The 25,227-nt window shown below is 36.6% G+C and carries 31 protein-coding genes; 12 read left to right on the top strand and 19 right to left on the bottom strand.

Features of this window, described 5'->3' with window-relative positions; all coding sequences use genetic code 11:
- Nucleotides 1-247: 247 nt before the first annotated feature.
- The 7 genes from KSHG_RS08980 to KSHG_RS08945 all read right to left on the bottom strand — a co-directional run bounded on the left by KSHG_RS08980 (nt 248) and on the right by KSHG_RS08945 (nt 7,825).
- A complete protein-coding gene (locus KSHG_RS08980; protein ID WP_010304772.1) occupies nt 248-1,036 on the bottom strand; it encodes a sulfite exporter TauE/SafE family protein in 789 nt (262 codons plus the stop codon).
- Between the two features lie 140 nt (nt 1,037-1,176).
- Nucleotides 1,177-2,289 carry a pre-peptidase C-terminal domain-containing protein gene (locus KSHG_RS08975; RefSeq protein ID WP_010304768.1) on the bottom strand — a complete coding sequence of 371 codons (1,113 nt, stop codon included), beginning with the start codon at nt 2,287-2,289 and terminating at the stop codon, nt 1,177-1,179.
- Between the two features lie 267 nt (nt 2,290-2,556).
- A complete protein-coding gene (locus KSHG_RS17515; protein ID WP_010304763.1) occupies nt 2,557-4,257 on the bottom strand; it encodes an SH3 domain-containing protein in 1,701 nt (566 codons plus the stop codon).
- A 500-nt stretch (nt 4,258-4,757) separates the two neighbouring features.
- Entirely contained in the window at nt 4,758-5,417 is a 660-nt protein-coding gene (locus KSHG_RS08960; RefSeq protein ID WP_010304755.1) for a PdaC/SigV domain-containing protein, read from the bottom strand.
- Between the two features lie 47 nt (nt 5,418-5,464).
- The gene (locus KSHG_RS08955; RefSeq protein WP_235728367.1) at nt 5,465-5,791 is read right to left on the bottom strand and encodes a DMT family transporter; all 327 of its coding nucleotides are present in this window, start codon (nt 5,789-5,791) and stop codon (nt 5,465-5,467) included.
- 129 nt (nt 5,792-5,920) lie between these two features.
- Nucleotides 5,921-6,598 carry a DsbA family oxidoreductase gene (locus tag KSHG_RS08950; RefSeq protein ID WP_010304747.1) on the bottom strand — a complete coding sequence of 226 codons (678 nt, stop codon included), beginning with the start codon at nt 6,596-6,598 and terminating at the stop codon, nt 5,921-5,923.
- A gap of 96 nt (nt 6,599-6,694) precedes the next feature.
- Complete coding sequence (locus tag KSHG_RS08945) at nt 6,695-7,825, bottom strand: DUF418 domain-containing protein (protein ID WP_042231628.1); 1,131 nt, start codon at nt 7,823-7,825, stop codon at nt 6,695-6,697.
- Between the two features lie 386 nt (nt 7,826-8,211).
- Between KSHG_RS08945 and KSHG_RS08940 the strand changes: the two genes are divergently transcribed.
- Entirely contained in the window at nt 8,212-8,499 is a 288-nt protein-coding gene (locus tag KSHG_RS08940; protein WP_010304738.1) for a hypothetical protein, read from the top strand.
- A 196-nt stretch (nt 8,500-8,695) separates the two neighbouring features.
- Here the strand turns inward: KSHG_RS08940 and KSHG_RS08935 are convergent, their stop codons facing one another.
- Complete coding sequence (locus tag KSHG_RS08935; protein WP_010304734.1) at nt 8,696-9,232, bottom strand: hypothetical protein; 537 nt, start codon at nt 9,230-9,232, stop codon at nt 8,696-8,698.
- Between the two features lie 151 nt (nt 9,233-9,383).
- Between KSHG_RS08935 and KSHG_RS08930 the strand changes: the two genes are divergently transcribed.
- Genes KSHG_RS08930 through KSHG_RS08915 form a run of 4 tightly spaced genes read left to right on the top strand, consistent with a single transcriptional unit; the run spans nt 9,384 to nt 13,172 of the window.
- On the top strand, nt 9,384-10,379 hold the full coding sequence (locus KSHG_RS08930; RefSeq protein ID WP_010304730.1) for an ABC transporter permease: 996 nt from the start codon (nt 9,384-9,386) through the stop codon (nt 10,377-10,379).
- A gap of 1 nt (nt 10,380) precedes the next feature.
- Complete coding sequence (locus KSHG_RS08925; protein WP_010304727.1) at nt 10,381-11,082, top strand: ABC transporter ATP-binding protein; 702 nt, start codon at nt 10,381-10,383, stop codon at nt 11,080-11,082.
- Nucleotides 11,083-11,094: 12 nt separating this feature from the next.
- Entirely contained in the window at nt 11,095-11,775 is a 681-nt protein-coding gene (locus tag KSHG_RS08920) for a response regulator transcription factor (RefSeq protein ID WP_010304724.1), read from the top strand.
- Nucleotides 11,772-13,172, top strand: a complete 1,401-nt coding sequence (locus tag KSHG_RS08915; RefSeq protein ID WP_010304721.1) for a sensor histidine kinase — start codon at nt 11,772-11,774, stop codon at nt 13,170-13,172. Before KSHG_RS08920 ends, KSHG_RS08915 begins: the two co-directional genes overlap by 4 nt.
- Before the next feature lie 153 nt (nt 13,173-13,325).
- Here KSHG_RS08915 and KSHG_RS08910 read toward each other — a convergent pair whose 3' ends face one another.
- Together KSHG_RS08910 and KSHG_RS08905 are read right to left on the bottom strand one after the other, a co-directional pair.
- Nucleotides 13,326-13,778 (bottom strand): GNAT family N-acetyltransferase, encoded by a 453-nt coding sequence (locus KSHG_RS08910; RefSeq protein ID WP_010304718.1) that lies wholly within the window; start codon nt 13,776-13,778, stop codon nt 13,326-13,328.
- 15 nt (nt 13,779-13,793) lie between these two features.
- On the bottom strand, nt 13,794-14,024 hold the full coding sequence (locus KSHG_RS08905; RefSeq protein ID WP_235728358.1) for a DUF2087 domain-containing protein: 231 nt from the start codon (nt 14,022-14,024) through the stop codon (nt 13,794-13,796).
- 125 nt (nt 14,025-14,149) lie between these two features.
- Between KSHG_RS08905 and KSHG_RS08900 the strand changes: the two genes are divergently transcribed.
- Complete coding sequence (locus tag KSHG_RS08900; protein WP_010304712.1) at nt 14,150-14,701, top strand: GNAT family N-acetyltransferase; 552 nt, start codon at nt 14,150-14,152, stop codon at nt 14,699-14,701.
- Between the two features lie 58 nt (nt 14,702-14,759).
- On the opposite strand, the gene KSHG_RS08895 is transcribed toward KSHG_RS08900, so the two are convergent.
- The 6 genes from KSHG_RS08895 to KSHG_RS19325 form a co-directional block, all read right to left on the bottom strand.
- Nucleotides 14,760-15,083 (bottom strand): hypothetical protein, encoded by a 324-nt coding sequence (locus tag KSHG_RS08895; protein WP_010304710.1) that lies wholly within the window; start codon nt 15,081-15,083, stop codon nt 14,760-14,762.
- Nucleotides 15,084-15,102: 19 nt separating this feature from the next.
- The gene (locus tag KSHG_RS08890) at nt 15,103-15,999 is read right to left on the bottom strand and encodes an SMI1/KNR4 family protein (protein ID WP_083844865.1); all 897 of its coding nucleotides are present in this window, start codon (nt 15,997-15,999) and stop codon (nt 15,103-15,105) included.
- Nucleotides 16,000-16,042: 43 nt separating this feature from the next.
- Nucleotides 16,043-16,381, bottom strand: coding sequence for a hypothetical protein (locus KSHG_RS08885; protein ID WP_042231623.1), 339 nt, complete (start codon nt 16,379-16,381; stop codon nt 16,043-16,045).
- A 14-nt stretch (nt 16,382-16,395) separates the two neighbouring features.
- On the bottom strand, nt 16,396-16,623 hold the full coding sequence (locus tag KSHG_RS08880; protein ID WP_010304707.1) for a hypothetical protein: 228 nt from the start codon (nt 16,621-16,623) through the stop codon (nt 16,396-16,398).
- Nucleotides 16,624-16,867: 244 nt separating this feature from the next.
- Nucleotides 16,868-17,017, bottom strand: coding sequence for a hypothetical protein (locus tag KSHG_RS18330; protein ID WP_154646892.1), 150 nt, complete (start codon nt 17,015-17,017; stop codon nt 16,868-16,870).
- 763 nt (nt 17,018-17,780) lie between these two features.
- Nucleotides 17,781-17,891 (bottom strand): DUF3885 domain-containing protein, encoded by a 111-nt coding sequence (locus KSHG_RS19325; protein ID WP_369008782.1) that lies wholly within the window; start codon nt 17,889-17,891, stop codon nt 17,781-17,783.
- Between the two features lie 328 nt (nt 17,892-18,219).
- Here KSHG_RS19325 and KSHG_RS08865 point away from each other — a divergent pair, with 328 nt between their 5' ends.
- Nucleotides 18,220-18,585 (top strand): hypothetical protein, encoded by a 366-nt coding sequence (locus KSHG_RS08865; protein ID WP_010304706.1) that lies wholly within the window; start codon nt 18,220-18,222, stop codon nt 18,583-18,585.
- Between the two features lie 195 nt (nt 18,586-18,780).
- On the opposite strand, the gene KSHG_RS08855 is transcribed toward KSHG_RS08865, so the two are convergent.
- Nucleotides 18,781-19,050 (bottom strand): hypothetical protein, encoded by a 270-nt coding sequence (locus KSHG_RS08855; protein ID WP_010304705.1) that lies wholly within the window; start codon nt 19,048-19,050, stop codon nt 18,781-18,783.
- A gap of 287 nt (nt 19,051-19,337) precedes the next feature.
- Between KSHG_RS08855 and KSHG_RS08850 the strand changes: the two genes are divergently transcribed.
- The 3 genes from KSHG_RS08850 to KSHG_RS08840 all read left to right on the top strand — a co-directional run bounded on the left by KSHG_RS08850 (nt 19,338) and on the right by KSHG_RS08840 (nt 20,698).
- The gene (locus tag KSHG_RS08850; protein ID WP_010304703.1) at nt 19,338-19,955 is read left to right on the top strand and encodes an NAD(P)-dependent oxidoreductase; all 618 of its coding nucleotides are present in this window, start codon (nt 19,338-19,340) and stop codon (nt 19,953-19,955) included.
- A 23-nt stretch (nt 19,956-19,978) separates the two neighbouring features.
- A complete protein-coding gene (locus tag KSHG_RS08845) occupies nt 19,979-20,212 on the top strand; it encodes a hypothetical protein (RefSeq protein WP_010304701.1) in 234 nt (77 codons plus the stop codon).
- Nucleotides 20,213-20,359: 147 nt separating this feature from the next.
- Nucleotides 20,360-20,698: a hypothetical protein gene (locus tag KSHG_RS08840; RefSeq protein ID WP_010304700.1), complete on the top strand. Its 339-nt coding sequence runs from the start codon at nt 20,360-20,362 to the stop codon at nt 20,696-20,698.
- Between the two features lie 170 nt (nt 20,699-20,868).
- Here the strand turns inward: KSHG_RS08840 and KSHG_RS08835 are convergent, their stop codons facing one another.
- Entirely contained in the window at nt 20,869-21,378 is a 510-nt protein-coding gene (locus KSHG_RS08835; RefSeq protein ID WP_010304697.1) for a DUF3916 domain-containing protein, read from the bottom strand.
- 371 nt (nt 21,379-21,749) lie between these two features.
- Here KSHG_RS08835 and KSHG_RS08830 point away from each other — a divergent pair, with 371 nt between their 5' ends.
- Nucleotides 21,750-23,030 (top strand): hypothetical protein, encoded by a 1,281-nt coding sequence (locus KSHG_RS08830; RefSeq protein ID WP_010304695.1) that lies wholly within the window; start codon nt 21,750-21,752, stop codon nt 23,028-23,030.
- A 134-nt stretch (nt 23,031-23,164) separates the two neighbouring features.
- Nucleotides 23,165-23,710 (top strand): TetR/AcrR family transcriptional regulator, encoded by a 546-nt coding sequence (locus KSHG_RS17510; protein ID WP_010304693.1) that lies wholly within the window; start codon nt 23,165-23,167, stop codon nt 23,708-23,710.
- Between the two features lie 33 nt (nt 23,711-23,743).
- Here the strand turns inward: KSHG_RS17510 and KSHG_RS08820 are convergent, their stop codons facing one another.
- Nucleotides 23,744-25,213, bottom strand: coding sequence for a class I adenylate-forming enzyme family protein (locus KSHG_RS08820; RefSeq protein WP_010304691.1), 1,470 nt, complete (start codon nt 25,211-25,213; stop codon nt 23,744-23,746).
- Nucleotides 25,214-25,227: the final 14 nt, after the last annotated feature.

Below are 25,227 nucleotides of genomic sequence, written 5' to 3'. Positions count from 1 at the left end.
TTCTGTGAGAACGACACGAACGTAAAAATAAGTTGGAGCCGTGCCCGCGAAAAGCGTCGCGCCAAACAAAGAACCATACAAGTACGCATATGAAAAAGGGGTGTCATGATGTTGAAATCATGACGCCCTTTCTATTTGGCTATGGTTTTATCCTAGCCTCGTTTTTATTTATTTTGAATTCAATATGTTCTAAAAAGAACGCAAGAAAAAGGGTAAATTCCTCTATAACTTGCCCTTTTTCTTACGCTCATTTAAAGAGAATTTCAATCCAAATTTTCACGGCTGTTGCGCTAATTAAAATGGCTAAAAAAATACGTAAATATTTCGTATTCATCGCCTTCCCTATTTTCACTCCGAGTGGTGCAGCAACAAAGCTGACGACAATTAAAATGAGTACGGGAATATACTCCACTTGCCCTGTGACGAGCTTTCCGATACTACCACCAATAGATGAAATGAACGTAATCGCTAAACTTGTTGCGAGCGTAATACGTGTTGGAATGTTTAAAATGGTCAACATAATCGGCACAATTAAAAAGCCCCCACCCGCTCCGACAATACCAGAGCCAATTCCGACGATGAATGCCAAAATCATCGCAAGTGGTTTATGAAACACGATGTCTTCATACTTCGTTGCTACTTCTTTTTTCTTCGGCAAAAACATTAGCACAGCTGCAAGTAATGCTAATATACCGTATATAATATTAATCGTACTCGTCGATAAATAACTGGAACCGAAACTACCGATTAAACTACCGACGACAATCGCACTCCCCATATAAATCGTTAATTGTTTATGAATGTAATGATCTTTACGATATGCCCACATGCCGATGAACGCAGAGAAAAACACTTCAACCGCAATCATCCCCGATATTTGGTGTGCTGAGAAGGCTGCAAGACCAAATAAAGGGGGTACGAATAAAAGAAGTGGGTACTTAATAATTGCCCCACCCATACCGAGCATCCCCGATAACAAAGAGCCGACAAAACCAATCATGACGAGAACGATAATAAGCTGATACGTGATCTCCATCCGATCCCTTCTTTCGTCCTTTATTTTACAGCATGATGACACAAAAAGCATCGTTATCGTATCGAACTTACGTCTTTTCTACGCAAAAAAGGTCGAGATGCCTCGTGACAACTCGACCTTTTTTCATACGAATGTAGGATTTATTTTACTTTGATTGTGTAATCTTCAAAATATGAACTGTTGTTATAGACGTTCACATAGTACGTTCCTTTTGATAGTGTCGTGCGAATGTACGATGCCCCGCGCAAATCAGAATCCGTTTTAAACGTTTCCATACGTTTGCCTGTAGGGCTTAACAATTGAACGTTTTTGTCCGAATTCCCATTCGATACGTAGACGTAGACCGTTTTCTTTTTCTTCACTGTAAATTTGTAATAATCGCGGTCTTGTTTCCCTTGTAAAGTCGCTTTATACGTTTTGTTGAGTGTGACACTATTTGCGGTACGAATCGTATCGTTCGATTCTTTTTCAAAATAATTACTTGCCGTAAACTTCAACTGCATCGTATACGGGACGACCGCCTTTTTCGCCGTCGTTACTTTCGTATAATACGTCCCTTTCGGTAAACCTACTTTCGCAACTGCATCGTTTAATTGACGATTATTCGTCGTAAATTTTGCGAACACTTTATTTTGACTATTCAATACCGTCACCGTTTTCGCTTCGCCCGCTTGGTCCATCTTCACTTGAATTTGTCCATTTTTCTTCAATGTGAATCGGAAATAATCTTCGTCATTCTTCCCTTGTAATGTCCCGATTGTTTTAGACGTCGGTGCAATCGTATTCGCAAGTCGAATCGTATCATTCATTTCTTTTTCATATTGGTTACTTGCTTTAAACGTCGTTTTCAATACGTACGGTTTTTTGGCACCTGCTTTATTTGTCGTTACTTTTATGTACACTTGCTGCCCTTTTTTTAATCCGATTTCACGCTTCGGATGAATGAGTGTACTCGGGTTCGATTGCATCGTCGCTAATGTGTGCGTTCCTGTTTCATTCAACAGCTCCACTTTTTGTACGTGTCCATCATTTTGAAGTTGGACTGTAAATAAACCATTTGCCGGCATTGTCGCCTTATAGTAGTACACAGATGTTGCTCGTTCAAATATGCCTGTCGTTTCGGTACTGCTAGGAATTGAAGAAGCCTTTTCAATTGTTTGGTTGTCCACACTTGCAAAAGCAACTGAATCGTTGATCATACTTGCTGCCATTACTGTCATTGCCATTGCACATACACTCATGATTTTTTTCATTCTAAATCCCTCTTCCCTAATACTTTTGTCATCTTAATTATGAAACGAGTATATCATTGTCCCTACTCTTTGTATATGTATTTTCACGAAAAAAATAGTTTTTTCTTTTTTATATTAATTTTTTGTTTTAAAATAGCATTTAATCAATAAAAATAAGTATTTGTGGAATTAATATGAATTTCTATCGCCCATACTGAAATAGTCCTTTATAACTACTTATATTTCAAAAAAACATCCCTCTAATTGGAAAGGGATGCTTTACTTTATTTATTTCACAGCGATTGCGTAGGCATTTTTAATTTCGACGTATTGTCCTTTTGATAACGTGAAATACGCAAAATTATCAAAATCAGCGTCTAACGTAAGCCCTTTTTTGTTGCTAGATGAATATTGACGGACTTGTCCTTCTTTGGAAGTCGTCGCATAAAATTTGTACTCACCTGCTGGTAAATCCGTTCCTACTTTGTACATGCCAGCTGTATACTTTTTCGCTGTCGTTTTGTCAGCGGTCGTGTTTGATGTCGTTGTCGATGTTTTTACATAAGCAGCTGAAACGTAAACGGTTTTGCCACTATACGTAATTTCGTACCAATCACCAATTTTTTTCTTCACATTTAATTTTTCACCTTTTGGAATCGTACCGAGCACGATCGAATCCATGCTGCTCGTTGAACGATAGTTAACCGCACTCGTTGTCGTATACACTTTTGACTTATTCGTTGCTGTCGTTGTTGTACCTGTTGTTGTCGATGTCGATGAATTTGATTTCACCGTCGTCACCGTCACATACCAATCCGCAACGTAGCCTATTTTGCCATTGAACGTAATTTGATACCATGAACCTGATTTCTTTTTCACTGTCAACGTTTGATTTTTCTTCAATTTACCGAGCGATTTGAACGATGTTCCTGCACCGGAACGAACGTTTACGACGTCTTTTGCTTTATATACTTTTTTCGTCGTTGTCGTGTTTGGTTTTGTAACAGTTGTTGGCTTCGTTTTGACTGGTTTCACCGTCGTTGTCGTTACTTTTACGTATGAAGCTGCAACGTATGCTGTTTGTTTTTTATATGTTACTTGATACCAGTTGCCAACTTTTTTCTTCACGGTTAGCGTTTCGCCTTTTTTCGTTTTACCGAGCGATACGTATTGTGTGCCTGCCCCTTTACGGACGTTTACGGCATCGGTCGTTTTGTATACTTTTTTTGTCGTTGCTTTCGTCGTCGATTTTGGAGCTGTTACTTTCACGTATGAAGCTGCGACGTACGCTGTTCTACCGTTGAACGTAATTTGATACCAATCACCGACTTTTTTCTTCACGGTTAGTTTTTCACCTTTTGGTAATTTACCAAGTGATACGTATTGTGTACCCGCACCGACACGAAGATTAACGGCATCAGTTGTCGTATATGTATTTGTATCGGTTGCTGCTGTTTTAACCGTTGTTTTTGCTTTCACGGTTGAAACAACGACATATGAAGCTGCGATATAACCTGTTTTTCCTTTATAAGTAACTTGGTACCAATCGCCAACTTTTTTCTTCACGGTTAGCGTTTCGCCTTTTTTCGTTTTACCGAGAGATATGTATTTCGTACTTGCCCCTTTACGGACGTTTACGGCTGTTTTCGTTTTATATACTTTTTTCGCGCTAGTTGCTACCGGTTTCGTTATTTTTTTAGCTGTTGCTTTTTTAACGTACCAATCTGCGACATAGCCAGTCTTACCGTTAAATGTAATTTGATACCATTGACCAGATTTCTTTTTCACATTTAGTGCTTGACCTTTTTTTAATTTACCAAGAGAAGCGTATTTCGTACCTGCTCCTTTACGTACATTCACTGCGTCAGTCGTTGTATACGTTGTCACGGTTTTCGTCGCTGCGTACGTTGTTGTTGGGTTAACGAATACTGGAATTGATGCAAATAATAACCCACTACTGAATATAATCTGTGCGAATCCTTTTTTCATCTTTTTCTCCTTTTTTTGCATATATTTGCTAAATAAATACGTTTAACAATAGAAAAGTATAATGGAAACGCTTTAAAAAATCAGTAAAAATCGAATAGTCCTACTAAAATTGATAGTATAGACCTTTTAAACTATATCTTTATAAGTACATAAGTTTTACTAGTATAAGAAAAATTCCCCTTTCTCTCCCTTCTCATAAATAGTTCTATTTTCAATTCATCCCATAATCGCAGAAGATTGATGGCATTGCCTATGTGTTTTTTCTTACAGATTGGTACACTTTCGACAAATACTAACAAATTATATTGTTTCGGTTTCGACATCATTATGTGCCCGTGCTAATTCTTCTACTACTTTTATCTACTAAAATAGCGTGCTTTTATGCGACGTAATCATTTTTTACTATATCGATAGTATAAATAAGAAGAAACACGTGTATAATCTCGGAATTTTAGCATACAAAAAGCCTTGAAATACATTCGTATCAAGGCTTCACTGTCTTATTTCACATATTTTTGTGGAATGGGTACGAGTTTTTTCCCTTCCGCATACGACGCTAAATCGTATTGATCGAATTGTACGTTCAATCCTTTTTTCGTCCACACATATTGATGACCGGCAATCGTCGACTTATTGTCCGCAAATGGATAATGCGTTGGTCTACTTAAAATATAGTTTTTTGCATACGCTTTTCCAGCTTTATAGGCCGCTTCTGATTTGAAAGCATTTTTCAAAGAAAGCTGCTTGCCATTCAGCGTGTTGTAGCTCACCGATGTAGAATAGCCGTGCGCCCCACCTGTATATTCGTACACTTCACACGCAATGCTCACTTTTTTCTTCGTTTTATATGCTGTCGAACAATTTTGCGCAAAGACGTATGATTGATTTTTAGAAGCCGTTCCTCGCTTCACATCTGCTGCGTATTGTTTCAACAATTTTTGACGGTATGCGTAGTTTACTTTCGCATCTTGATACATTTTTGCATTCACTTTTTGATATGCCGTATTGTGAATAACCGCATATTGAATATCTTTTGTTTTGTACGTTTTGTACGTAATTTTCGGTGCTGTGGAAGTCGTTGCTGCCGATGTTGTCTGTGTCCCAATCGTTAATGCTGCCGCGCAACAAATAGCGGCTAAACCGTACCCTATTTTTTTCATTCTTCTCACTCCTTTGTATACTATTCCCCTTCCACAAGAAAAATCACCTATGCCGTTTGCAGCGTTGTCCGTAAAGAGCGTTGCTTTTCAAAATAAGCAAAGCCACTACACGCACTAATCGCAATCAAACAACCAACAACTTGCATCCACGTAATAGACTCTCCTAAAAAGACAAAGGCGAGCAGCGCTGTAAAAATCGCATCCAAATTAATAAAGACCCTCGCTGTCGTCGCTCCAACTTTTTCTACACAAATCGTCCAAAGTAACGTGCAGACGACTGTCGCAATGATACCTATATACAGAACACCGAGTAGTCCATGTATCGTCAAATGAAGTGCTCGTAAATCCCCAATGCTAAACGGTGCGAGTAAAATTACAAATTTTTTAGAAAATATCGCGACAGCACTGAAGCGGTCGATGCCGTAGTCTATCTGATATAAAAAAATAACGATGAAAAGAGAGCTTTCGCTACTTTTTTCATCGTTATTTTTATTAAGCTTTTCCTATTCACAACCGTCGACAGAACAGTTTGCGCCTTGCTCTCCTTGAATTTGTAAGCTTTGTTCCTTCGTCACATACGCTTTCGTTTGTTGGAGCGTTTCGACGAAAATTTTGAGTGGTTCGGCTCCTTTAATGCCGTATCGATTTTCGAATACGAAAAAAGGTACGCTCGTCACAGGAATTTGTTGTACGTCGTATCGATCTTGTGCGAGTTGCTCTTGAAATGCCGTCACGTCTTCTAAAACAGCTGCCGCTTCCTCTACAGGTAACCCGGTAGATGCTACGACGTCTAATAGTTCGGCATGGCTATTCGTATTTAAGCCTTGTGTAAAATAGCGATGGAACATTTCTTCTATAAACGCTGCTTCTTTGCCTTGCGTCTTCGCCCATTTCGCTAGACGATGGGCATTTTCTGTATTGCCAATTTGGACGCGGTCAAAAGCATACGTAAGTCCGACTTCCTTGGCATGTTCGGTAATTTCAGCTGCCGTCTCTTTTGAAAATTCCGTTTCGTAAAGTGGAATCGTTTTTTCTCGGTCCGCCTCCGGATTCAGTTGATACGATTTATACGTTATATGGACGTCGTCTTGCAAACCTAGCTGCTCGATCGCCATCGCTAATTTCCGCTTGCCAATATAGCAAAATGGACACGCAAAATCTGTAAACACTTCAATGTTCATACGTACACGCCCTCTCTTTGAATGGGTTCTATTTTAGCACATACCCAAAAAAGTGCCTATAAAAAGGAACGGTGATTTTTCACCGTCCCTCTTCATTTAGCCTTTCCACGAGAAGTTCGTCCACATACGTAACACTTTCTCGACAGGTCCTCTTGAGAAGCGACGTATATACCACTGACTCCATAAAAGTTGTAAGCTATAAACGACGAGGCCAAATAATAAGCCGAGTGTCACGCCCATCTTATCGTAGAAGCCGAGGCCATAACCATAAAAGACGAGCGTACAAATGACACTTTGCATTAAATAATTCGTCAGTGACAGTTTACCGACTGCGCCAAATCCATTTTTCAATAGCTCGGCCATTTTCGCATGATACCACCATGCAAATGCCCCGATATACCCGATTGATAAAATAGGTCCGCCGATTGTCGTGAAGAAGTCCGCATACTTCGTATCAAATTCTCCGAGTATTTTCAGTACGATGCCGACGACAATTAACGATGTCAACTTACGATAAATTGGCATTTCGCGCTCTGGTGATTCGAAAAATTTCAGCTTCGCACACGCCATCCCGAGTAAAAATAACGGCATATACATAATTAATACGCCGAGCATAACGACTAACTGTCTGAGGCTCAACTCGTCTGACACCGGCAACTCGTCTGAAGCGCGAAAATCTAACACTTCTGCATACGTACCAGTGCTATTTACCGTATGCTCCTCTATCAGATATGTATCTAATTTTTGCTCATCGTACAGCTCAATCGGCTGCCCGAAAACGAGCGCCCCAATGCCGATAAATAACACCCCTGCCCAAATGAATAACGTCTTCGGTTTACGATAGATGAAAAATAATAGGACGAATAAAAATCCGCCATAAAATGTTAAAATGTCGCCGTCCCAAATATATTTCGCATGCAAGCCACCGAGTACGAGCAGCCCAATGGCGCGACGAATTAGTACCCAGCGCGTTTTTTCTTGACGCTTTTTAATCGAATCGACTAATTTAATTAGTGAATACCCGAATAAAAATGTGAAAATCGGAATAAACGACGCCTCGATCAACACTTTCGTCACATAATAACCGCCGAGATCCCATTTCGCCAAGTTTTCTTTCATAAACTCTCTCCCAATCATGCCATACTGAAAAATTAGCAAATTGGCTACTAAAATGCCGAGTAAACTAAATCCTCTCAGCCCATCTATAACTTCTACTCTTTTTTTCACACGTGTTCCCCTTTTTATTTCGTATTTATACTACTTTTATTTTACAATAACTTTGTTTAAAAAAGGGTTAAAGAAACCTTAACGTTTACTTATCATTCTAAAAAATAACGTTCATAATTTTATTTGTTAAATACGTCATTTTAGGTTGCATCGCTTCATCATTAAATGTTTGAAGTCTGCTTTCCTTAAACAGTTGTTGTTTTTGTCAATTATAAAAATCAGTTCTTCTGTAGCTGGCACACATTATTAAATACGACAATGAAAAAAGCTAAGATCTGCCATACCGGCACATTTTGGCTTTTTCATTTAAGTTGTTTTTAAAGGGGATTGACTAAAATGAGAGAATCATATGATAAGATAGATTAAATTGGAATAGGAGGTAAAAAATGAAAAATTATATGTCTTCGTTGATTATTGGTTTCGCAATTATAATAGGTTTCACAATAGTAGGTGTATGTTTAATGTTTTCCTCTACTAATGAATCATCAAATGTAGGTAATGAAAACAACGAACATAGATATGAATTATTACCTGCAAACGAAAACAATATCATCATTTTTGATAAGGTTTCTGGAGAATATTGGACGAAATTTATTTCAAATAATGAAGGGCCAACAAACTGGGAAAAAGGCGACTCGCCAATAAAAATAACGATAAGTAGATTAGCACGCTAACCACCTTGCATAGTCGAGGTGGTTTTTATATTGCCCTCAATATCCCCACAGTTAAGTCGTTCATTTACGGTTGCGTATTGCACCCCTTGAATGCTTGCAAATCCCCCACAACATAAATCGTGCTTCCCGAATACTTTTTAGCAGTTTCATCACGTTCTTTTGGAAACTTCATCGCTTTAAATCATACCTTAATTTATCATTCTTCCGTCACGAGCAATCGCTCAAACGGATGCGCGCTTCGATTCGATAAAAAATCCCAGCATTCGCCGTCGAGCTGGATAATTAAGAAAAACATCGCATGCTCTACAGACGTAAAATCAATGACAGGTAGTTGTCGTTGCTGTGATGGATGGCTTGTCGTCGGCAAAGCGGTAGCTTCGGATGTGAGGATAACTGTTTCCCCATTATAAACGTCCCGAGCAATCACTTTGTATGCTTCTTTTAGCTGTGCACAATCTGTTATTTTTCGAACGACGTGCCATGTACCATCCACGATCCTTTTAGATGCTTCCGCTTTTGAAAGGTTTGGCTCATACTCGCACAAAATATGCGCATAAAGTGGAAAGACGTTTAGCTCCTTTAAAAAGGACTCACTCGTTTGTACGATTGTCGGATTATGATAACAATCCACATCCCACTCACAGCAAAACGCTACGAGCGCCGATTCCCCGTCACGCCGAACGACATATTCTTCCCCTTCTCCTGTCAATTCTCTGCGAACATTATAGTTCATGATGCACTTCACTCCTCTTTCTCTCTATGTTCTAGTATAAAATCATGCCGGTTCATATTCTATTCATATTGAGTAATTACACTGAGTACAATCAAAATGATTTGGAGGAATCACTTATGAAACTCGCAATAAAAGAAATGAAAAAAATAAAATGCGCTTTATGATTTTAGGATCCATCATCTTTCTCGTTAGCTTCCTAACACTTAGTATATCCGGACTCGCCAATGGACTTTCTCAAGACAACGCATCCCTCATTAAAGATTTACCAGAGGGCCATTTTTATTTAAGTGCGGATGCAGAAGAAACGTATAATTTGTCAAAAATTGACCCATCTATACAAAAAGATGTCTTAAAAAATCATGCGGATGCTACAGCACTCTCTATTCAAATGGGCTTTTTGCATAACGCAGAAGAGAAACAACTAAGCGCCGCATTCGTAACAACTTCTGATTCACCGCTCTTCCCAAAAGTACGACAAGGGGAAATCATCGTAGACAATTCATTTAAAGAAAAAGGGGTTAAAATCGGCGACCAACTTACGAATGATCAACTGAATCGTTCGTTAACAGTAAAAGGGTTCGTCGAAAAGAAAAAATTTAGCCATAGCCCTGTCGCCTTCGTCAATACACAAGATTACACACAGATGTACGGACAAAAAGAAATGCAAATGCTCTTCATCCCTGGCGATACAACAATTGCAAATAAAGACTTACAAACTTTTTCGAATAAAGCATTTTTAAAAGCCATTCCAAGCTACAGTGCCGAACAACTGTCTTTAACGATGATTATTTGGTTTTTAATACTTATTAGTGGTCTGTTATTCGCGATTTTCTTCTATATGATGAACGTGCAAAAAATCGGATTGTACGGCATTTTAAAAGCAATTGGAATAAAAATGACGTCATTATTTGCGATGATTTGGACACAAATGTTCGTTATTACAGCAATTGCCCTTCTACTGTCCGCACTCGGTAGCCAATTATTTAGTCTACTCGCACCCGATGGCATGCCGTACCACTTGCCAATTAACGTAATGACACAATTGAGCATCGTATTTTTCATCGTCGGCTTTATCGGCGCAACCCTTTCTGGGCTTCAAATTAAAAAAATCGATCCGCTACAAGCGATTCAAAAAGGAGATATGTAACATGACAGTATTTTCAGTAAACGACATTCGCAAAACATTTTCAAACGGTGAAGTCGAAGAGGAAATTTTAAAAGGTGTACATCTTTCTCTCCAAGAAGGTGAATTAACCGCTTTAATCGGTGCATCAGGTTCCGGAAAAAGTACGCTCCTTACGATTGCAGCAGGCTTACAAACTGCTACGAGCGGGAATATTTTATTCGACGGCCGCAATTTAAGTACACTGTCTGCAAATAAAGTACGCGATGTTCGGGCAACACAATTTGGCTTCGTCTTTCAATTTGCGCATCTCGTTCCTTTTTTAACGGTTGAAGAGCAACTTCTCTTAATGCTCGATGTAGCTGAAGTGAAGCAAAGCAAGAAAGAAAGAGCAGCAAACGTACAAAAACTATTACAACTCGTCGAGATGGATCACCGAAAAGATGCTTATCCAAGTACGCTCTCTGGCGGTGAGAAGCAACGTGTTGCCATTGCTCGTGCGCTCATTCATAAACCGAAAATATTATTTGCAGATGAGCCGACTGCTAGTTTAGATTCTAAAAAGTCAAAGCAAATTATCACACTGCTTCACAACTTGACGAAAACACTACATTTTTCTACACTAATTGTTACACATGATGAAGAAGTGTTGCCTTTCGTCGATCACGTCATAAAAATGCAAGATGGTGTCATTTTACCGACAAAAGACGACATGTACACAAAATAAGGTGGGTATAGCATGACAAAAATAGTAATTGTTGACGACGATCTTCACATTTTAAATTTAATCGCCATTCACTTAAAAGAAGCCGGGTATGAAACGGTTCAAGCGAAAGATGGTTTGGAAGCGTTAGACATTCTTTCAAAAGAAACATGTGATCTCGCTGTAGTCGACGTGATGATGCCTTTCATGGATGGCTTTGAATTAACGAAAATCATTCGAGAAAAATGGGACATCCCAATTATTTTATTAACGTCCAAAGGGCAAATTGAAGATAAAGAACGCGGCTTCCAGTCTGGAACGGATGATTATTTAGTAAAACCATTCGAGCCGAAAGAGTTATTATTCCGAATTCAAGCGATGCTGCGCCGTTTCGATCAACACGTTGACCATACAATCGTGCGCATAGGACATGTCACAATTAACAAAGAAAGTTATGAAATTCAAGTAGATAATCGGACAATTTTATTACCATTGAAAGAATTTGAACTTTTGTACTTTTTAGCTTCTCATCCGAAACAAGTTTTTTCGCGAAGTAGCTTAATTGAACAAATTTGGGGCCTTGATTACTTAGGAGATGAACGCACCGTTGATGTGCATGTGAAAAGAATCCGCGAACGATTTTCTAAATTGACGGACGATTTTCAAATTAAAACAGTACGCGGGATTGGTTATTCGTTGGAGGCGAATACTATATGAAGTCCCTTTATGTGAAGTTTATTTTCATTACGATTAGCATTATGATTTTTAGTAGTATTTGCAGCTTCGTCTTATCGAATATGTATTATCAACAAAAATTAAAGCCTGAAAATGATGCGAAAATCACGAAAATTGCGCTGGAGATGGCACAGTTTACAGAAAAGCACCCGAATATGAACTTAGATGATTATTTACACAATCTGTCTTCTATCGGTTACCAATTATTAATTGTCGATGAAGCGGGCAACGAACAATTTTTCGGTGCCCCCTTTCGTGAGAAAAAATTGCCTGACGCTGTGAAACAACAAGTACTTGCAGGCGAAACGTTCCATGGCATTCGAAATTTCCCGAATAAAACGTTCGTGACGGGCTTTTTTGCGAATGAATTAGACAACTCAATCGGTATTCCCTTGACGCATAAAGGACAAAAGTATGCGCTCTTTATCCGACCTGACATTAAACTCATGTTCAATGAAATGCACATCTTATTCGGTTGGTTACTTGTTCTCATGATTTTATTAAGCATTGTGATGGTCATCATTAGTACGAACTATTTAGTGAAACCGATTTCGAAACTTACAGCCGCTACGAAACGCCTAGCACGCGGAAACTTCGATGTCGAATTGGAAACGAAGGGAAAAGACGAAATTGGTGAGCTTTCTGACAGTTTTTTACGCATGGCACACCAACTCCAACGGGTGGAAGAAACGCGAAAAGAATTTATTTCCAACATTTCGCATGACATCCAGTCCCCGCTTTCTAACATAAAAGGCTATACGAACCTTTTAGAAAATACGTCGCTTCCTTTAGAAGAACGAAAAAACTACATTGCGATTATTAATAGTGAAATTAATCGATTAACCTCATTGACGAAGCAGCTTCTCCTACTCGCACGATTAGATCGCGATGAGACATTCATGGATGTAAAAAGCGTCCATGTCGGAGAACAACTCAAGCAACTCATTCGTAGCTATCAATGGCAAATCGCCGAAAAAGGGATTACCCTCGAATTGGCATTATCCGATGTAGCGATCGACGGGGACCCCTCTCTTTTAAATACGGTTTGGGACAATTTATTAAGCAATGCAATCAAATACAATAAAGAAAATGGGCATATCGAAATTACAGCCGAACATGAAGATTCCATGCTCACGATTACGTTTAAAGATACCGGCATCGGGCTAAACAGCCACGAAATCGACAAAATTTTTGACAACTTTTATCGTGTGGACTCCGCTCGTACGAGTACGGTTGCTGGCACGGGTTTAGGGCTATCCATTGTCGACTCCATCGTGCAACTGCATGACGGCCATATTTCAATTCAAAGTAAAGAAAACGAAGGCACGTCATTCACGATTGAACTGCCGATTTCAAACAATCACATACGCAAAAATTAAAAAAGAGACTGGGACAAAACACGTCATTTTCCTTTTTTAGCGTTCGCAACGAAAAACCGGAACCGCGCCACAGCGCGATTCCGGTTTTTCTTATGCTCATATGAGAGGTGATTTTTACACGTATGTCCCAGCCTCTTTTTGTCTATTCTCCCTCTATAAATCTTGAGAAAGACGAATCCTATCTCGACATACAATACCATTTTCGACAATGACTTCCACATAATGTTTCGTAAAGTAATCTCGGTCGACACGCGTTATTCTGAATCCACATTTTTGGTAAAGTGCCAACTGCCCAATACTCGAATTGCCGGTACAGACTTCGATTGTTTTGTAGCCTTTCTCTTTTGCTACTCGTATCGCATCCGTTACTAAACGCTTCCCGATACCGCTTCCTTGTTGCTGCTCTGCAACGGCTACGTTCATAAGTTCGATCGTTTCCGCTTTTGTCGGAAGCAATACGTAAACACCGATGATGTGCTTGCCTTTTTCCGCTATAAAGCAGTCACCTCGGTCAATATACGATGCAATCATTTCTTTTGATGGATCGGCTAATAACAATAGCGCATAGGGCGGTGTTTCTTCTGAATTTAACTTTCTAATTTCCATCAAAGTTCTCCTTTTCTACGCTTTCAAAGTATAAACTGAACCATCTTTATTGCGCTCCATAAAACCGTATTCAATGAGGTGTCGGCGTAATGAAACGAAATCCGCATGAACCGTTTTCAATATCGTATTCACTTCTTTTTCTGTATAAGCCTTCCCGACTTCAAAACGTGTCACAATGTGTTGTAAAAGAATCAATTTTTTCTTTTCTTTACTCGGTATGAGCGTGATTTCCCCATCAAGGTTCACTTCTTTTATCTATACAATTCTACACTACTTTTAATCGTTTAATATGATTTTTTCAAAAAGGATAAATAATCCATTTTATGGTACACTATGCGTACAAAATATGAAAAGAAAGTTAGAGGGCATGAATGAGCAATTATGAGTTTTTACTAGCAAAGCACGAATGTTTGGAAACCGAACGACTTTTTTTAAGACCGGTCAAAATGAAAGATGCAGCAGATGTATTTGAGTATACGTCAGATGAGGAAACGACACGCTTTCTTTATGAGCCACATACCGAGTTACAGCAAGCGGAAAAAATGATTGGCAATTATTTCATGAAAGAGCCACTCGGTAAATACGCACTCGTTGTAAAAGAAACAGGCAAGATGATTGGTGCCATCGAATTTCGTATAGATAGTTGGAATAAAAGCGGCGATTTAGGTTTCACACTCAATCGACATTTTTGGGGTAATGGCTATATGACAGAAGCGGGAAAAGCTGTCCTGCATATGGCATTTACGATTTTACAATTGGAACGTGTCCACGCAGCACATGACGTGAAAAATCCGATGTCTGGTAACGTGCTGCTTCGATTAGGTATGACAAGAGAAGGTACGCTACGCAAAAGTGAAATGATTCGTGGTACACTCGCGGATAGTGCGTACTATTCGATTTTGAAAGACGAATATAACTATTAAAAAAATCGCTAAATGTGGTCACGCACATTCAGCGATTTTTTTAATAATTAGATAGAAATCAAATAGGCTGTACGGCAGCTCGCTTAAAGAAAATCTCGTAATCCGGCAACTCTTTTTGTAATGCCTTCATAAGCATCTGCCCCGTCTCATTGTGCCGAGCGACGTCTTCATGCGCATTACTTTTCGGCGTTTCTGTATCCCAGTCCACCCACTCACCGTATGCATGCGCCCAGTCATAGAACGCTTCTTTCAAACTCGGTGAAATCTGGATTTCTGCTAAATCGAGATTGTATCCGCACACATCGCACCACAACGCATCTGCCCCGTAATCGCCCTCGATTTTTATTTCACGTAAGCTCGAACACGCACATAATTTCTCCATGTAAAAACCCCTTTTTCATCTATAATTTCTTTCTAATCTTTTTACCATATTTAACAACCAAATAATCAAAGTCATCTTCATAACCTTTATAATTAATCATCACTTCAGATAATTCAAGCAATAAATTTATAGGCCACTTTTCTGAAGGTACGTTATCCATTTTAACTAAAGTAGATTTACCGATTGAAACAGCCAATCTCTCAAATTTTTTCAGTTTTATTCCTTTCAAAGCTAATGTAATATACCATTCCATATCACATTCTTCTCTCGCAAACTGATAAAATCCATCAGCTATTTTAATAAATGATTTTCCTTTAGAAACATTTTTTTCGAATTCTTCTTTTGTATACAGATCTTCATCTTCATCTTCATCTTCAAAATCGACTTCTTCAGGCTCTTTTAATTTCTTTAAAAACAATTCAAATGTTTTCGCTACTTGTTTTGGTTTATTCTCTGCATCTTCTTCTATGTATACAACAGCTGGTTCATTTCCGACATCATTACGGTAATCAAAAGCTAGCCAATAATTCCCATCACCAGAAAAAATGACGAATCCTTTATCTAATTCCCATTCTTCGACAAGCTCAATTGATTCAATGATTCCATCTTCTAAATCAATGCCTCGAATATTCTCAATTTCAACTTCGCCATCAGGAACTCTGCCTGAATGAAGAATACGATAAGCTAAATCTCCACCATTATGTAATTTCATCAATTCTATATAAGAATCTGGTAATTTTACACCTAAATCCTTTTCAACCTTATTTAATTTTTCTAACGAAAAATCATCAAATTCAGCTTCACCATCAAAAATATATTCAAACATTTTATCATTCCTTATTTGTATTTTCACAATACCATTCTTACGTGACTTAACGTAAAAAATGGAAACAGCCGCTTTCTGTTTAAAATCCATTCCAATACATTTTTCACTTACGATTCAAGCAAACTCACCTATTTTATATTGCAAACGAGATAATCGAATATTTTCCTGTTTTCATCATTTCAATAAAATAATCGAGTTTATCAAATTGCGCATGTAATTCTTCTTTAGTGTACAAGTTGGCATCTTTACTTGGCTCAAAAGCGATTGGGTCTGTTGGCATTGCATTGACGAGTTCTCTATATTTTTCAATGCATTGGATAAAAGACGGCATAGATTTTTCCAACAATACGGTAGGTTTTAAATAATCTAATGTCGTATTGATTTCTTTGTAATCACTCTGTTCATCCGCTGCAAGAATTTTTAATAGGTAGTACTGATCTTTGTACGAGACTAAGTCATCCGGAAAACTCATCACTCTATTCCAGTCTACTCTTTTTTCGTACTTTCATGAAACATGTCTTCTGTCCAATCAGAAAGATCCGTCTCGAATTTCCCTATGTATTTCTGTATTTCTTCCAATGCTATATCTTCTACAAAAAAAGAATATTCGTATTCGTCTTCCCCTCCATATATCTCTCGAGATATAACTTTATATTCCTCTTCACTTTTATGCTCATATAAATATAGAAGATAATCGTCACCCATACCTATCATCTATTACATCGCCCCTTTTTTAAATCTGTTCCAATACATTTTCTTCTGATTTCAATTACTGACTCATCGTATAGTTTGTTATAAAAACCGATTCAACGAACGAAATAGCTTATTTTCAATAAATAATATTGAATACTTCAAAATAGCATAATATTACCATTTTAACATATAACAACAATTTTTTACGTTCTCTCAACCTTAACGACATAAATAAAAAAGAGCCATCATTTTGATGACTCTTTTTTCATTTTTTAATACATTCTAATTGATAAATGATTGCAAACAATCCACCAAGACCGAATCCAGCTAGCAATACTATACCGACGTCCTCAAATACAACGACTAAAAATAAAGTTAATAAAATACCTAGTACGAACAATGCCATGATTTTCAAAAATAAGAACCCCTCTACTATCAATATTATATTTCTGATAGTTTAATTTTACCAAATTTTCAAATTATGAAGTAGGGTTAATATTACTTTCTTTTTTGTATGAATGATGCTAATAAATATACAATTATAACAAAAACAATCATCCCGATAGTCTCAAAAATCGTATAATTTCTTATAAATTGCGTAAATACCCATACGAAAACACATAGAAAAACCATTACGATCATATCTTTCAAACCGATAGGCATTTTAAACATCCCCCTTTACGTCATCGCTATACTAATTAGGCTGCTTTTCATTCTCAACATAACAATCATCTGACTTATTTTCAGACAATTAATACCATTTTTTTATTTATACGCTAAGTATAATACATTTCCACTTTTTCTTGCGTACTTTCTTGAACTAGAAAAATTCGCATGAGGGACGTTTATTTGTATTTACTTGTATAAATTTTTCAAAAGAGGTTTCCTGAATTAGTCGTATGAAGGCGAAGAAATTCTGTCTGTATTCGTATCTATCACAAAATCAACTTCTATATCTTCTGAATAAAAGTGATGAACTCTACCAAAAATAGCAGGGAGCTTCCCTGTATCCAAGTCAACTCTTTTACTTGGAAATACATTTGTTTTGAACACTGTCTTCTCGTAAAGATTTCTTGGTTGAAATAGCCCTCCATTTACTAATCATACATATAGCGCCGATTTGGGAATTTGCAAATCACCTATAAATCATTAATAAATAACAGCATTGCTTTAGTGCATTACGCTTTCACTTGAATTTCCTCTTCTTTCAAAGAGTCAACGAGTTGTTCATGCAATGTCACATCCGTGTTCATAATTTCGCATCCTCGATCATCATAAACATGAAATATGCACCTGTACCTTTTTATTATTTTAATGAAGCTGCTGGATTAATTGTTTCTTTAACCCGTTCACTTTTACGATAGCACATCCAATGACCACTGTAATTCATAACTCCAAAAAGCCACGATTTCAAACTGAAATTCAATACGAAACAGAAGAACGCTATCGATAAATCACACACATAAAATTAAATTCATTTACATAATTTATAACACATACTACAATTTATTGAATTGGACTGCTACTGTTCCATAAAATAAACTATACTAGAATCAGAGTGAGTAAGATATAAAGACGAAATACTATACATTTTCATAAAGGAGTACACTACATAAAATGAAAACATTACATGCATGTGCAGTTTGCGGATTTGAAGGATTGGAAGAACCTCTATTTGTAGATGGCGAATATTTAAACACATTTGAAATATGCCCTTGTTGTGGGTTTGAATTTGGATTTAGTGAAGATCATGACGTCGTTCACGGTTTTATCACTATACCCGAAGAATTTTTAGAAGTTGCTTTTCAGTTGTATAGAAAGAAATGGATAGAGGCAGGTATGAAAATTTTTGATCCTGAAGCAATTCCTGAAAGTAAAAGAAAGCACGACGTTTTAAAATTTGACGTTCTAGTAAAACAACTGCAAAATTTAAAATTAGATTTATCTAATTTTGACATTAACGGTTTTGAAGACTTTGAATGATAATTAAAAGAGGCTGGGACATACGTGTAGAAATCATCTCTCATATGAGCATAAGAAAAACCGGAATCGTGCTGTGGCGCGGTTCCGGTTTTTCGTTGCGAACGCTAAAAAAGAAAAATGCCGTGTTTTGTCCCAGTCTCTTTTTTCTTGGATTAGCACATATATTCGGAAGAAAAATGAACGGTTGAAAACGAACTATTCATCATCCTCATAAAAACCGAATAATTTTTCTTCTTCACTTTCATAAAATCTACCAAGATTTTCAGTATCTCTTTTTGTTTCTAAAACGATTTCATATTTTCGTTCGTTCATCGTATTTGTCGTTTCTGTGAAGGCTACTACAGTCACTTGATCATGTTCGTATTCTTTCGTATACGCTTTGATTTCTTCCATCAAATCATTTAAATCTTCTACTGTACCTTCATTAACATCGAGTATGATTTCCGTTTTAACCTTTTCTATCATGTTTCCATCTCCTTCTTATTTTATTCATTACATACGGTAGTCTCATTCAGTTCAATGATGTAATATTTTAAAAATAAAAGCAACAAGCCTCTCACTCTAGTTTACGGAGTGCGGGGCTTGTTTGATTTTCTAAAAATAAAAAGCTTCCCCGGTTGAACGATTCGCTGCTTACATTTATAAGTAAACGACCGCCGTCCCCTCCTTCTTTCTCGTAATGAGAAAAGCCGATGTGCTAAACTAACCCTACAAACGTTACGGATAATCCCGTATAAAAGGAGAACAATTGTATGAAAATTATTGTATTTGGTGCAACGGGTGGTGTAGGTCAACAAGTTGTCACGCAAGCATTAGCAAAAGGAATCGAGGTCACGGCATTTGTACGTACCCCTTCTAAAATGAAAACAACAAATGCGTCGTTGCAAATCGTTCAAGGCGATGCTTTTAATAAAGAAGAAGTCGCTGCCGCAATCGCAGGTCATGATGCTGTCGTGTCATGCTTAGGTTCAAGTCAAGGTATGAAAAAATCAACGGAACTTGCAGAGATGACGAAAAATATTGTAGATGGCATGCAAACGCATCATATGAAACGCATTGTTTACGTCGCTTCTGCCGGAATTCATAAAGAAATTCCCGGAATGAGCGGGAAAATCGTTATGATGCTGCTTAAAAATGCGCTCATCGATCACCGCAATGCCGTTGATTATATTCAAGCAAATGAATTGAATTTCACGATTGCGAGACCGATGAGTTTAACGAATGATGCGTTCACAGGAACGTACAGAGAATCAAAAGAAACGGTTCCAGAAAAATCACGCTCGATTTCACGTGCCGATGTCGCACACTTTATCGTGAAAGCATTAAGCGATGCGCAATATGAATATGCTTCAATCGGGATTGCTTACTAAACGAACGAAAAGAGGTACATAAAATGGATCAAGAAACGTGGGAAGCGGTTCAAGAAGCGATTGATGAAGGACAAGAATTAAGTTTCGACTACAAAGGTGACGAATGGTGGATTAGTAGAGTCGATGAAGAAAAAAGTTTTTTATTAACGCGTTCTTCCGATAGCTATACACAATACTTTGCAACAGCTGAAGAACTTTACCAAAAAGGAAGCATCGACGGAAAACCTTTTATTGAACGAATTGAACAATTGGAATAAAAAGGTACGTCCAACGTTGGACGTGTCTTTTTTTGAAGTTAATTTCCATTTAAATAAAAAAATGATTTTTTATCCCAAAAACAATAAAACGATGTTATATTTATACTATTCATGCATATTTATTAAAATGACAAATGGGGTTTAACAATGAAAAAAATCGGTATGTATATCGGGATATGCACATTATTAGTAAGTGTTTACGGTTGTTCTTCATCAGATGACGCCACGACTTCTACTACATCTAAACATATGGTGGCGTATAATTCTTTAGATGAAAAAGAACAGTCTTTAACTATTTCACCTGCCAATTCGACTGTAGAAGAAATAAGTGTAAAAGATGTCCCTGAAAGTGAATTAGATGCATCTTATGATGGAAAAAAAGTTTATGTTGTAACGTTCTCTGACACAGCCAATTCAAAACATGGCGATTTAGTCGTTTACTTAGATGAAAATGGCAAAAAAGCGATCGGTAAAAGTTTTAAATAGCTACAATCAAAAGCCCCGACAAACATTGATTTGTCGGGGTTTTTGATGCATGTTTCAGCTTAAAATTTTGCAAATAGACTATTTCTAGCTTATGAATAAATTTTTTCTTCACATGAATCACAAAAAAAGGCACCATTCCTATTTCGCTTATAAAATTTATACTTTTTGATTTATTTTAGTTCCCCGATAAACCAAATTTCACTTTCATAGCGGTCTCCATCTTCATCAGTAATCACTTCTTTAAAACCTGATACTTGCAAATCATTAGGAATAGATAATTCCCATTCAGTTTGAATATTTCTATCCTCTGATAAATGAAGCCATTTTTGATATTCGTCGTTTCTGTTAAAGAAATCTTTAAAATGGGCGTCCCCTTTAAATATGATTATTTGTGAATCCGATAAATGAGGTAAATTAACTGCAACTACTATTCGATAATTTTCATTGTCATTTGGTTTCAAACTAATTAGATGTTCAGCTCTATCCAATAGTATTTGAATGCAGCATCGTTTGATTTTTATTGGTGTTTTGTCGGAATCTATAACATCTTGAGCAACTGGTAGGTGCAAATGCCAATAACCATTATAAAATTCTGTTGGGAACGCTAATGTATGTTCTTCAATACGCTCAATCATCTTGTTAAACTTCTGTTTAATTCCTCGAACTTTTTTCTCTCGCATAATAATTCTCCTCATTTTAATTACAATAACTTAAGGTTCTAAGTTCTTCATATGTTGTTTTGATAGAGAGCAAACAACGATGAATAATGACGCTATCCGTAATCGAACTTTTTTATTTCAAATCACGTAACCTTCATTTCTATCGGGTTGCTTTTTATTATGTCCAATTAAGACTTTCAAAATATAGTTTATAAAATGCCCTTTATCTTACATAAAACTATACACTATCACTAATTGTTATTATTTTGATAAAATTTTATTAAAAATAAAAATAGGAAAAATCCCCTATTACTATTCGTCTACGTTATAATTTAATTGTAGCATTTAAATCGTTTACATATCCAATTTAAACATATAAAGGGGAAGTATTTATGCCATTTAATAATGAACATATACCTGTAAAATCCACTCAAAAAATAATTCTATCCAATCATTTCGACGAACAAATTTCATTAGAGAAAATTCCAAACAATCAATTGGAGCAAAATAAAAAATTCAAAGAAGTATTCGTACCTGATCTATCTTTAGTTGGTGGTGCTATATCACAATCATTTTTACAAGTGTCTAATCAGGCAATGACTTTAGCTGAAATTGCAAAAAAAGCACCGAATGGTTTGTTTACTTCAACACATAGCCCAGAATTTTTGGCGAAATTTAAAAACGGTACATTCTCAACTATAGTTCGCGATGTAAACGGAAAAATAAAAGAACAAGCTGGATTTTCTCAAATCGATTTAACACTATCCGTAAATCCTGCTATGGTTCTTTCTGCAGGAATGCAAGCGATGGCAGCGATTTCCGGAACATATTATCTAAAAAAAATCGATTCTCAAATCGAAATGATTAACAACCGCCTTGAAGAACTCATTTCTCTTCATCATGATAAAAACATCGGTATACTAATGGCTACAAAAAAAGGGTTATCTGAGATTTCTAGTCGTGAGTACATAGATGTAGTTGACTTAAATGCAATTAGAAATTATAAAAAATCTGTTGATGAAGTGCATGAAGAATATATATATCGTCTACAAAGAATGAAAAAAGACTTTAATCTCACGAAAAAAGTTAAAATCGAAGAAGAAAAAATCGATGATATTGATTTTACAATTACGATTGCTTTCGAAGCGAACAAACTCTCATTACTTGCAGAACTCATCGAAATTAGTATTCGTTTAAAAATGACTGATCAAATGAATATTATTTCAAGCTTAACGAAACAATTAAAAATGAACTACGAAAATAGTTTCTATTATAATATCGAAAATAGAATTCAAGATGTTTTTTTGGATAAAATCAATGAAAATGCGGAAAGTCTTTTAACAAAAAATGAAAAACACAAGAAAGCGGTAAAAAATTTAAAAGAAACAAACTTTTTTAATAACCCTAAATATTTGATTGCAGAAGTTGGAGTAAAAACAGCTGTTGTTCTTAAACAAAAAAGTGATGTAGTCAAAATACAAAAAGAAATCGACTCAAAAGATAAAAAAATTAAAGCTATCTTAGAAAATGTTATGGAAAATCAAAAAAATCTTGAAATTGAAACAATGATAAAAGAACTGACTGAATTGCCTCATAAAGAACATGAATTACTTTTAGTTCCAAGTGATTCAAATCAACAACGCCTCTTTATACCATTTGCTGAGGAAGAATAAAAATATTAGCCCGTATCCAACTGGAAGCGGGCTTTTTTTATGGAAACGCGTAATTATTTTCAACTAATTATCAATTGCATCACTTTTCATTTATACTTAATATATATAATTACGGAAGTTTTTGGAGGATAAAAATGACAACAAAAGGTGAGCGCACAAAACAACATATATTACAGCAATCTTTACTTTTATTTAGTAAAAACTCATTTAAAAATGTAACGATGCGACAAATTGCTAAAGAAGCTAACGTTTCTCCCGCTTTAATTTATAAATATTTCCCTACTCAAGAAGAACTGTATTACGCTACGATGCAGACAGCAAGTCATGAGCTACTTGAAAAGCTTCAATCAAACGATACATTAGAAGATATTGTTGATGCGTATTTAGAACATATGCTTACGACAGAAGTTCTTTTTGAAATCATGGCATACTTTTCACTAGATCGCGATCAAGCAGAAAATGATTTGCCTATTTTAGATGAGGTGAATCAATTTTTGACTTTATTAGAGCCTAAAATTTCTAGTACACATGCTAAAATTGAAGCCCAATTACTATTTTCCACTTTAAATGGATTAATCATTTCTTATAAGAAAATTCCTCATCGCAATATAGAAACCAAGATTGAAGCTGTAAAAAAACTTGCACATTACTACGTCAGTCATTTAAAACAACGCATATAAAAGGTGATAGAGTAAACTCTATCACCTTTTTCATTATATTGAATCGGCTTTTACTAAATGTGTTTTTAAAATTTTTCCTATAGCATTTCTAGGTAGCTGTTCTAAAAATACAATTTCTTTCACACACTTATAACTAGCTAATCGCTCTTTATTAAACGCAATTAGTTCTTGCTCTGTCACTAATTGCCCTTCTTTCATAACAACGTACCCCCTTGGAATCTCGCCCCATTGCTCATTCGGCACACCAACAACAGCAATTTCCGCAACAGCTGGATGTTCGCCTAAAACGGCTTCTAATTCAGCAGAATAAATGTTTTCTCCTCCGCTAATAATCATATCTTTTAATCGATCGACGACATATAAAAAACCATCGCTATCAAAATAACCGACATCTCCTGTATAAAGTTCTTCATTTACAACGGCTTGTTGATAGCTTTCTTCGTTCTTATAATATCCAACAAACACTTGCGGTCCCGATAAAACAATCTCACCTACTACACCAGGTGCAACAGATTCCTTCGTGTCAATATCGACAACTCGAATCGTTGCTTGCATAACGGGTTTCCCCATCGAAGTGAATTTTTCTTTATGTTGCGATTCTTTCCAAAAAGATACGCCACCGGTAAATTCCGTTATACCATATACTTGTTGAATCGGTATACCTAACTGTCTAAATCCTAAAATTAATGGAGCTGGTACGGCAGATGCTCCACAAGAAATATTACGAATGCTCGAAATATCGGTCTTCACTGCAGGATATGTCTTTAACATAAATGCCAACATCGCTGGGACAGTCATCATTGTCGTAATTTGATGAACTTGAATGGCTTTCCATGCTTCTACTGGATGAAAATCTTCCATAAAAATCATCGTTGCCCCGACATGTATATTCGTTATTAGCGGCGCAAATCCTCCAATATGGAAAAATGGTGCGACCATTAGAAAACGATCTTGTTCCCACCAATCAATAGTATGACTTAAACCAATTGAAGCGGCTTGTAAATTAATATGAGAAAGTAGCGCCCCTTTCGGTTTTCCAGTAGTTCCCGAAGTGTACATCATTAAAATCGGTTCGTGATTTTTCGTTACATAAATAGGCTCTCTTGCTACTTCTTTATAAATTATTTGTAATTGTTGCGTGTGAAGTGCTTTAATCGACAATTGTTTAGCTACATCTACGAAAACCGTATCATGAATTAAAAGCACCATATCACTATGATTTATAATGTAGTTTAATTCAGGTATTTGAAGTCGATAATTTAACATTACGGTTATGACACCAATCTTTGATGCCCCAAAAAAGGCAGCAACTGCATGTTCATTATTTTTACAAAGTAGTCCAATCTTATCGCCTTCTTTTATTCCTTGCTGTAATAAGTAATCCGCAAAACTATTTGCTCGATCATTCATTTCTCTGAATGACAACTGTACATCATTATGAATAAATCCTATCTTTTCCCCTTGTAAATTAGCGCGACTTGCTAAAACTTGACCAATGTTCATATTCCTATCCCCTT

This window comes from Kurthia senegalensis (assembly GCF_000285595.1).
GTDB lineage: Bacteria > Bacillota > Bacilli > Bacillales_A > Planococcaceae > Kurthia > Kurthia senegalensis.
Note: the sequence above shows the minus strand (reverse complement) of the source record. Positions and strands in the feature narration are given on the sequence as shown.

Coding starts and splice junctions, on each gene's coding strand:
- KSHG_RS08980 (WP_010304772.1), bottom strand. CDS start 1,036: ATGGAGATCACGTATCAGCTTATTATCGTTCTCGTCATGATTGGTTTT.
- KSHG_RS08975 (WP_010304768.1), bottom strand. CDS start 2,289: ATGAAAAAAATCATGAGTGTATGTGCAATGGCAATGACAGTAATGGCA.
- KSHG_RS17515 (WP_010304763.1), bottom strand. CDS start 4,257: ATGAAAAAAGGATTCGCACAGATTATATTCAGTAGTGGGTTATTATTT.
- KSHG_RS08960 (WP_010304755.1), bottom strand. CDS start 5,417: ATGAAAAAAATAGGGTACGGTTTAGCCGCTATTTGTTGCGCGGCAGCA.
- KSHG_RS08950 (WP_010304747.1), bottom strand. CDS start 6,598: ATGAACATTGAAGTGTTTACAGATTTTGCGTGTCCATTTTGCTATATT.
- KSHG_RS08940 (WP_010304738.1), top strand. CDS start 8,212: ATGAAAAATTATATGTCTTCGTTGATTATTGGTTTCGCAATTATAATA.
- KSHG_RS08935 (WP_010304734.1), bottom strand. CDS start 9,232: ATGAACTATAATGTTCGCAGAGAATTGACAGGAGAAGGGGAAGAATAT.
- KSHG_RS08930 (WP_010304730.1), top strand. CDS start 9,384: ATGCGCTTTATGATTTTAGGATCCATCATCTTTCTCGTTAGCTTCCTA.
- KSHG_RS08925 (WP_010304727.1), top strand. CDS start 10,381: ATGACAGTATTTTCAGTAAACGACATTCGCAAAACATTTTCAAACGGT.
- KSHG_RS08920 (WP_010304724.1), top strand. CDS start 11,095: ATGACAAAAATAGTAATTGTTGACGACGATCTTCACATTTTAAATTTA.
- KSHG_RS08915 (WP_010304721.1), top strand. CDS start 11,772: ATGAAGTCCCTTTATGTGAAGTTTATTTTCATTACGATTAGCATTATG.
- KSHG_RS08910 (WP_010304718.1), bottom strand. CDS start 13,778: ATGGAAATTAGAAAGTTAAATTCAGAAGAAACACCGCCCTATGCGCTA.
- KSHG_RS08900 (WP_010304712.1), top strand. CDS start 14,150: ATGAGCAATTATGAGTTTTTACTAGCAAAGCACGAATGTTTGGAAACC.
- KSHG_RS08895 (WP_010304710.1), bottom strand. CDS start 15,083: ATGGAGAAATTATGTGCGTGTTCGAGCTTACGTGAAATAAAAATCGAG.
- KSHG_RS08890 (WP_083844865.1), bottom strand. CDS start 15,999: ATGGATTTTAAACAGAAAGCGGCTGTTTCCATTTTTTACGTTAAGTCA.
- KSHG_RS08885 (WP_042231623.1), bottom strand. CDS start 16,381: ATGAGTTTTCCGGATGACTTAGTCTCGTACAAAGATCAGTACTACCTA.
- KSHG_RS08880 (WP_010304707.1), bottom strand. CDS start 16,623: ATGATAGGTATGGGTGACGATTATCTTCTATATTTATATGAGCATAAA.
- KSHG_RS08865 (WP_010304706.1), top strand. CDS start 18,220: ATGAAAACATTACATGCATGTGCAGTTTGCGGATTTGAAGGATTGGAA.
- KSHG_RS08855 (WP_010304705.1), bottom strand. CDS start 19,050: ATGATAGAAAAGGTTAAAACGGAAATCATACTCGATGTTAATGAAGGT.
- KSHG_RS08850 (WP_010304703.1), top strand. CDS start 19,338: ATGAAAATTATTGTATTTGGTGCAACGGGTGGTGTAGGTCAACAAGTT.
- KSHG_RS08845 (WP_010304701.1), top strand. CDS start 19,979: ATGGATCAAGAAACGTGGGAAGCGGTTCAAGAAGCGATTGATGAAGGA.
- KSHG_RS08840 (WP_010304700.1), top strand. CDS start 20,360: ATGAAAAAAATCGGTATGTATATCGGGATATGCACATTATTAGTAAGT.
- KSHG_RS08835 (WP_010304697.1), bottom strand. CDS start 21,378: ATGCGAGAGAAAAAAGTTCGAGGAATTAAACAGAAGTTTAACAAGATG.
- KSHG_RS08830 (WP_010304695.1), top strand. CDS start 21,750: ATGCCATTTAATAATGAACATATACCTGTAAAATCCACTCAAAAAATA.
- KSHG_RS17510 (WP_010304693.1), top strand. CDS start 23,165: ATGACAACAAAAGGTGAGCGCACAAAACAACATATATTACAGCAATCT.
- KSHG_RS08820 (WP_010304691.1), bottom strand. CDS start 25,213: ATGAACATTGGTCAAGTTTTAGCAAGTCGCGCTAATTTACAAGGGGAA.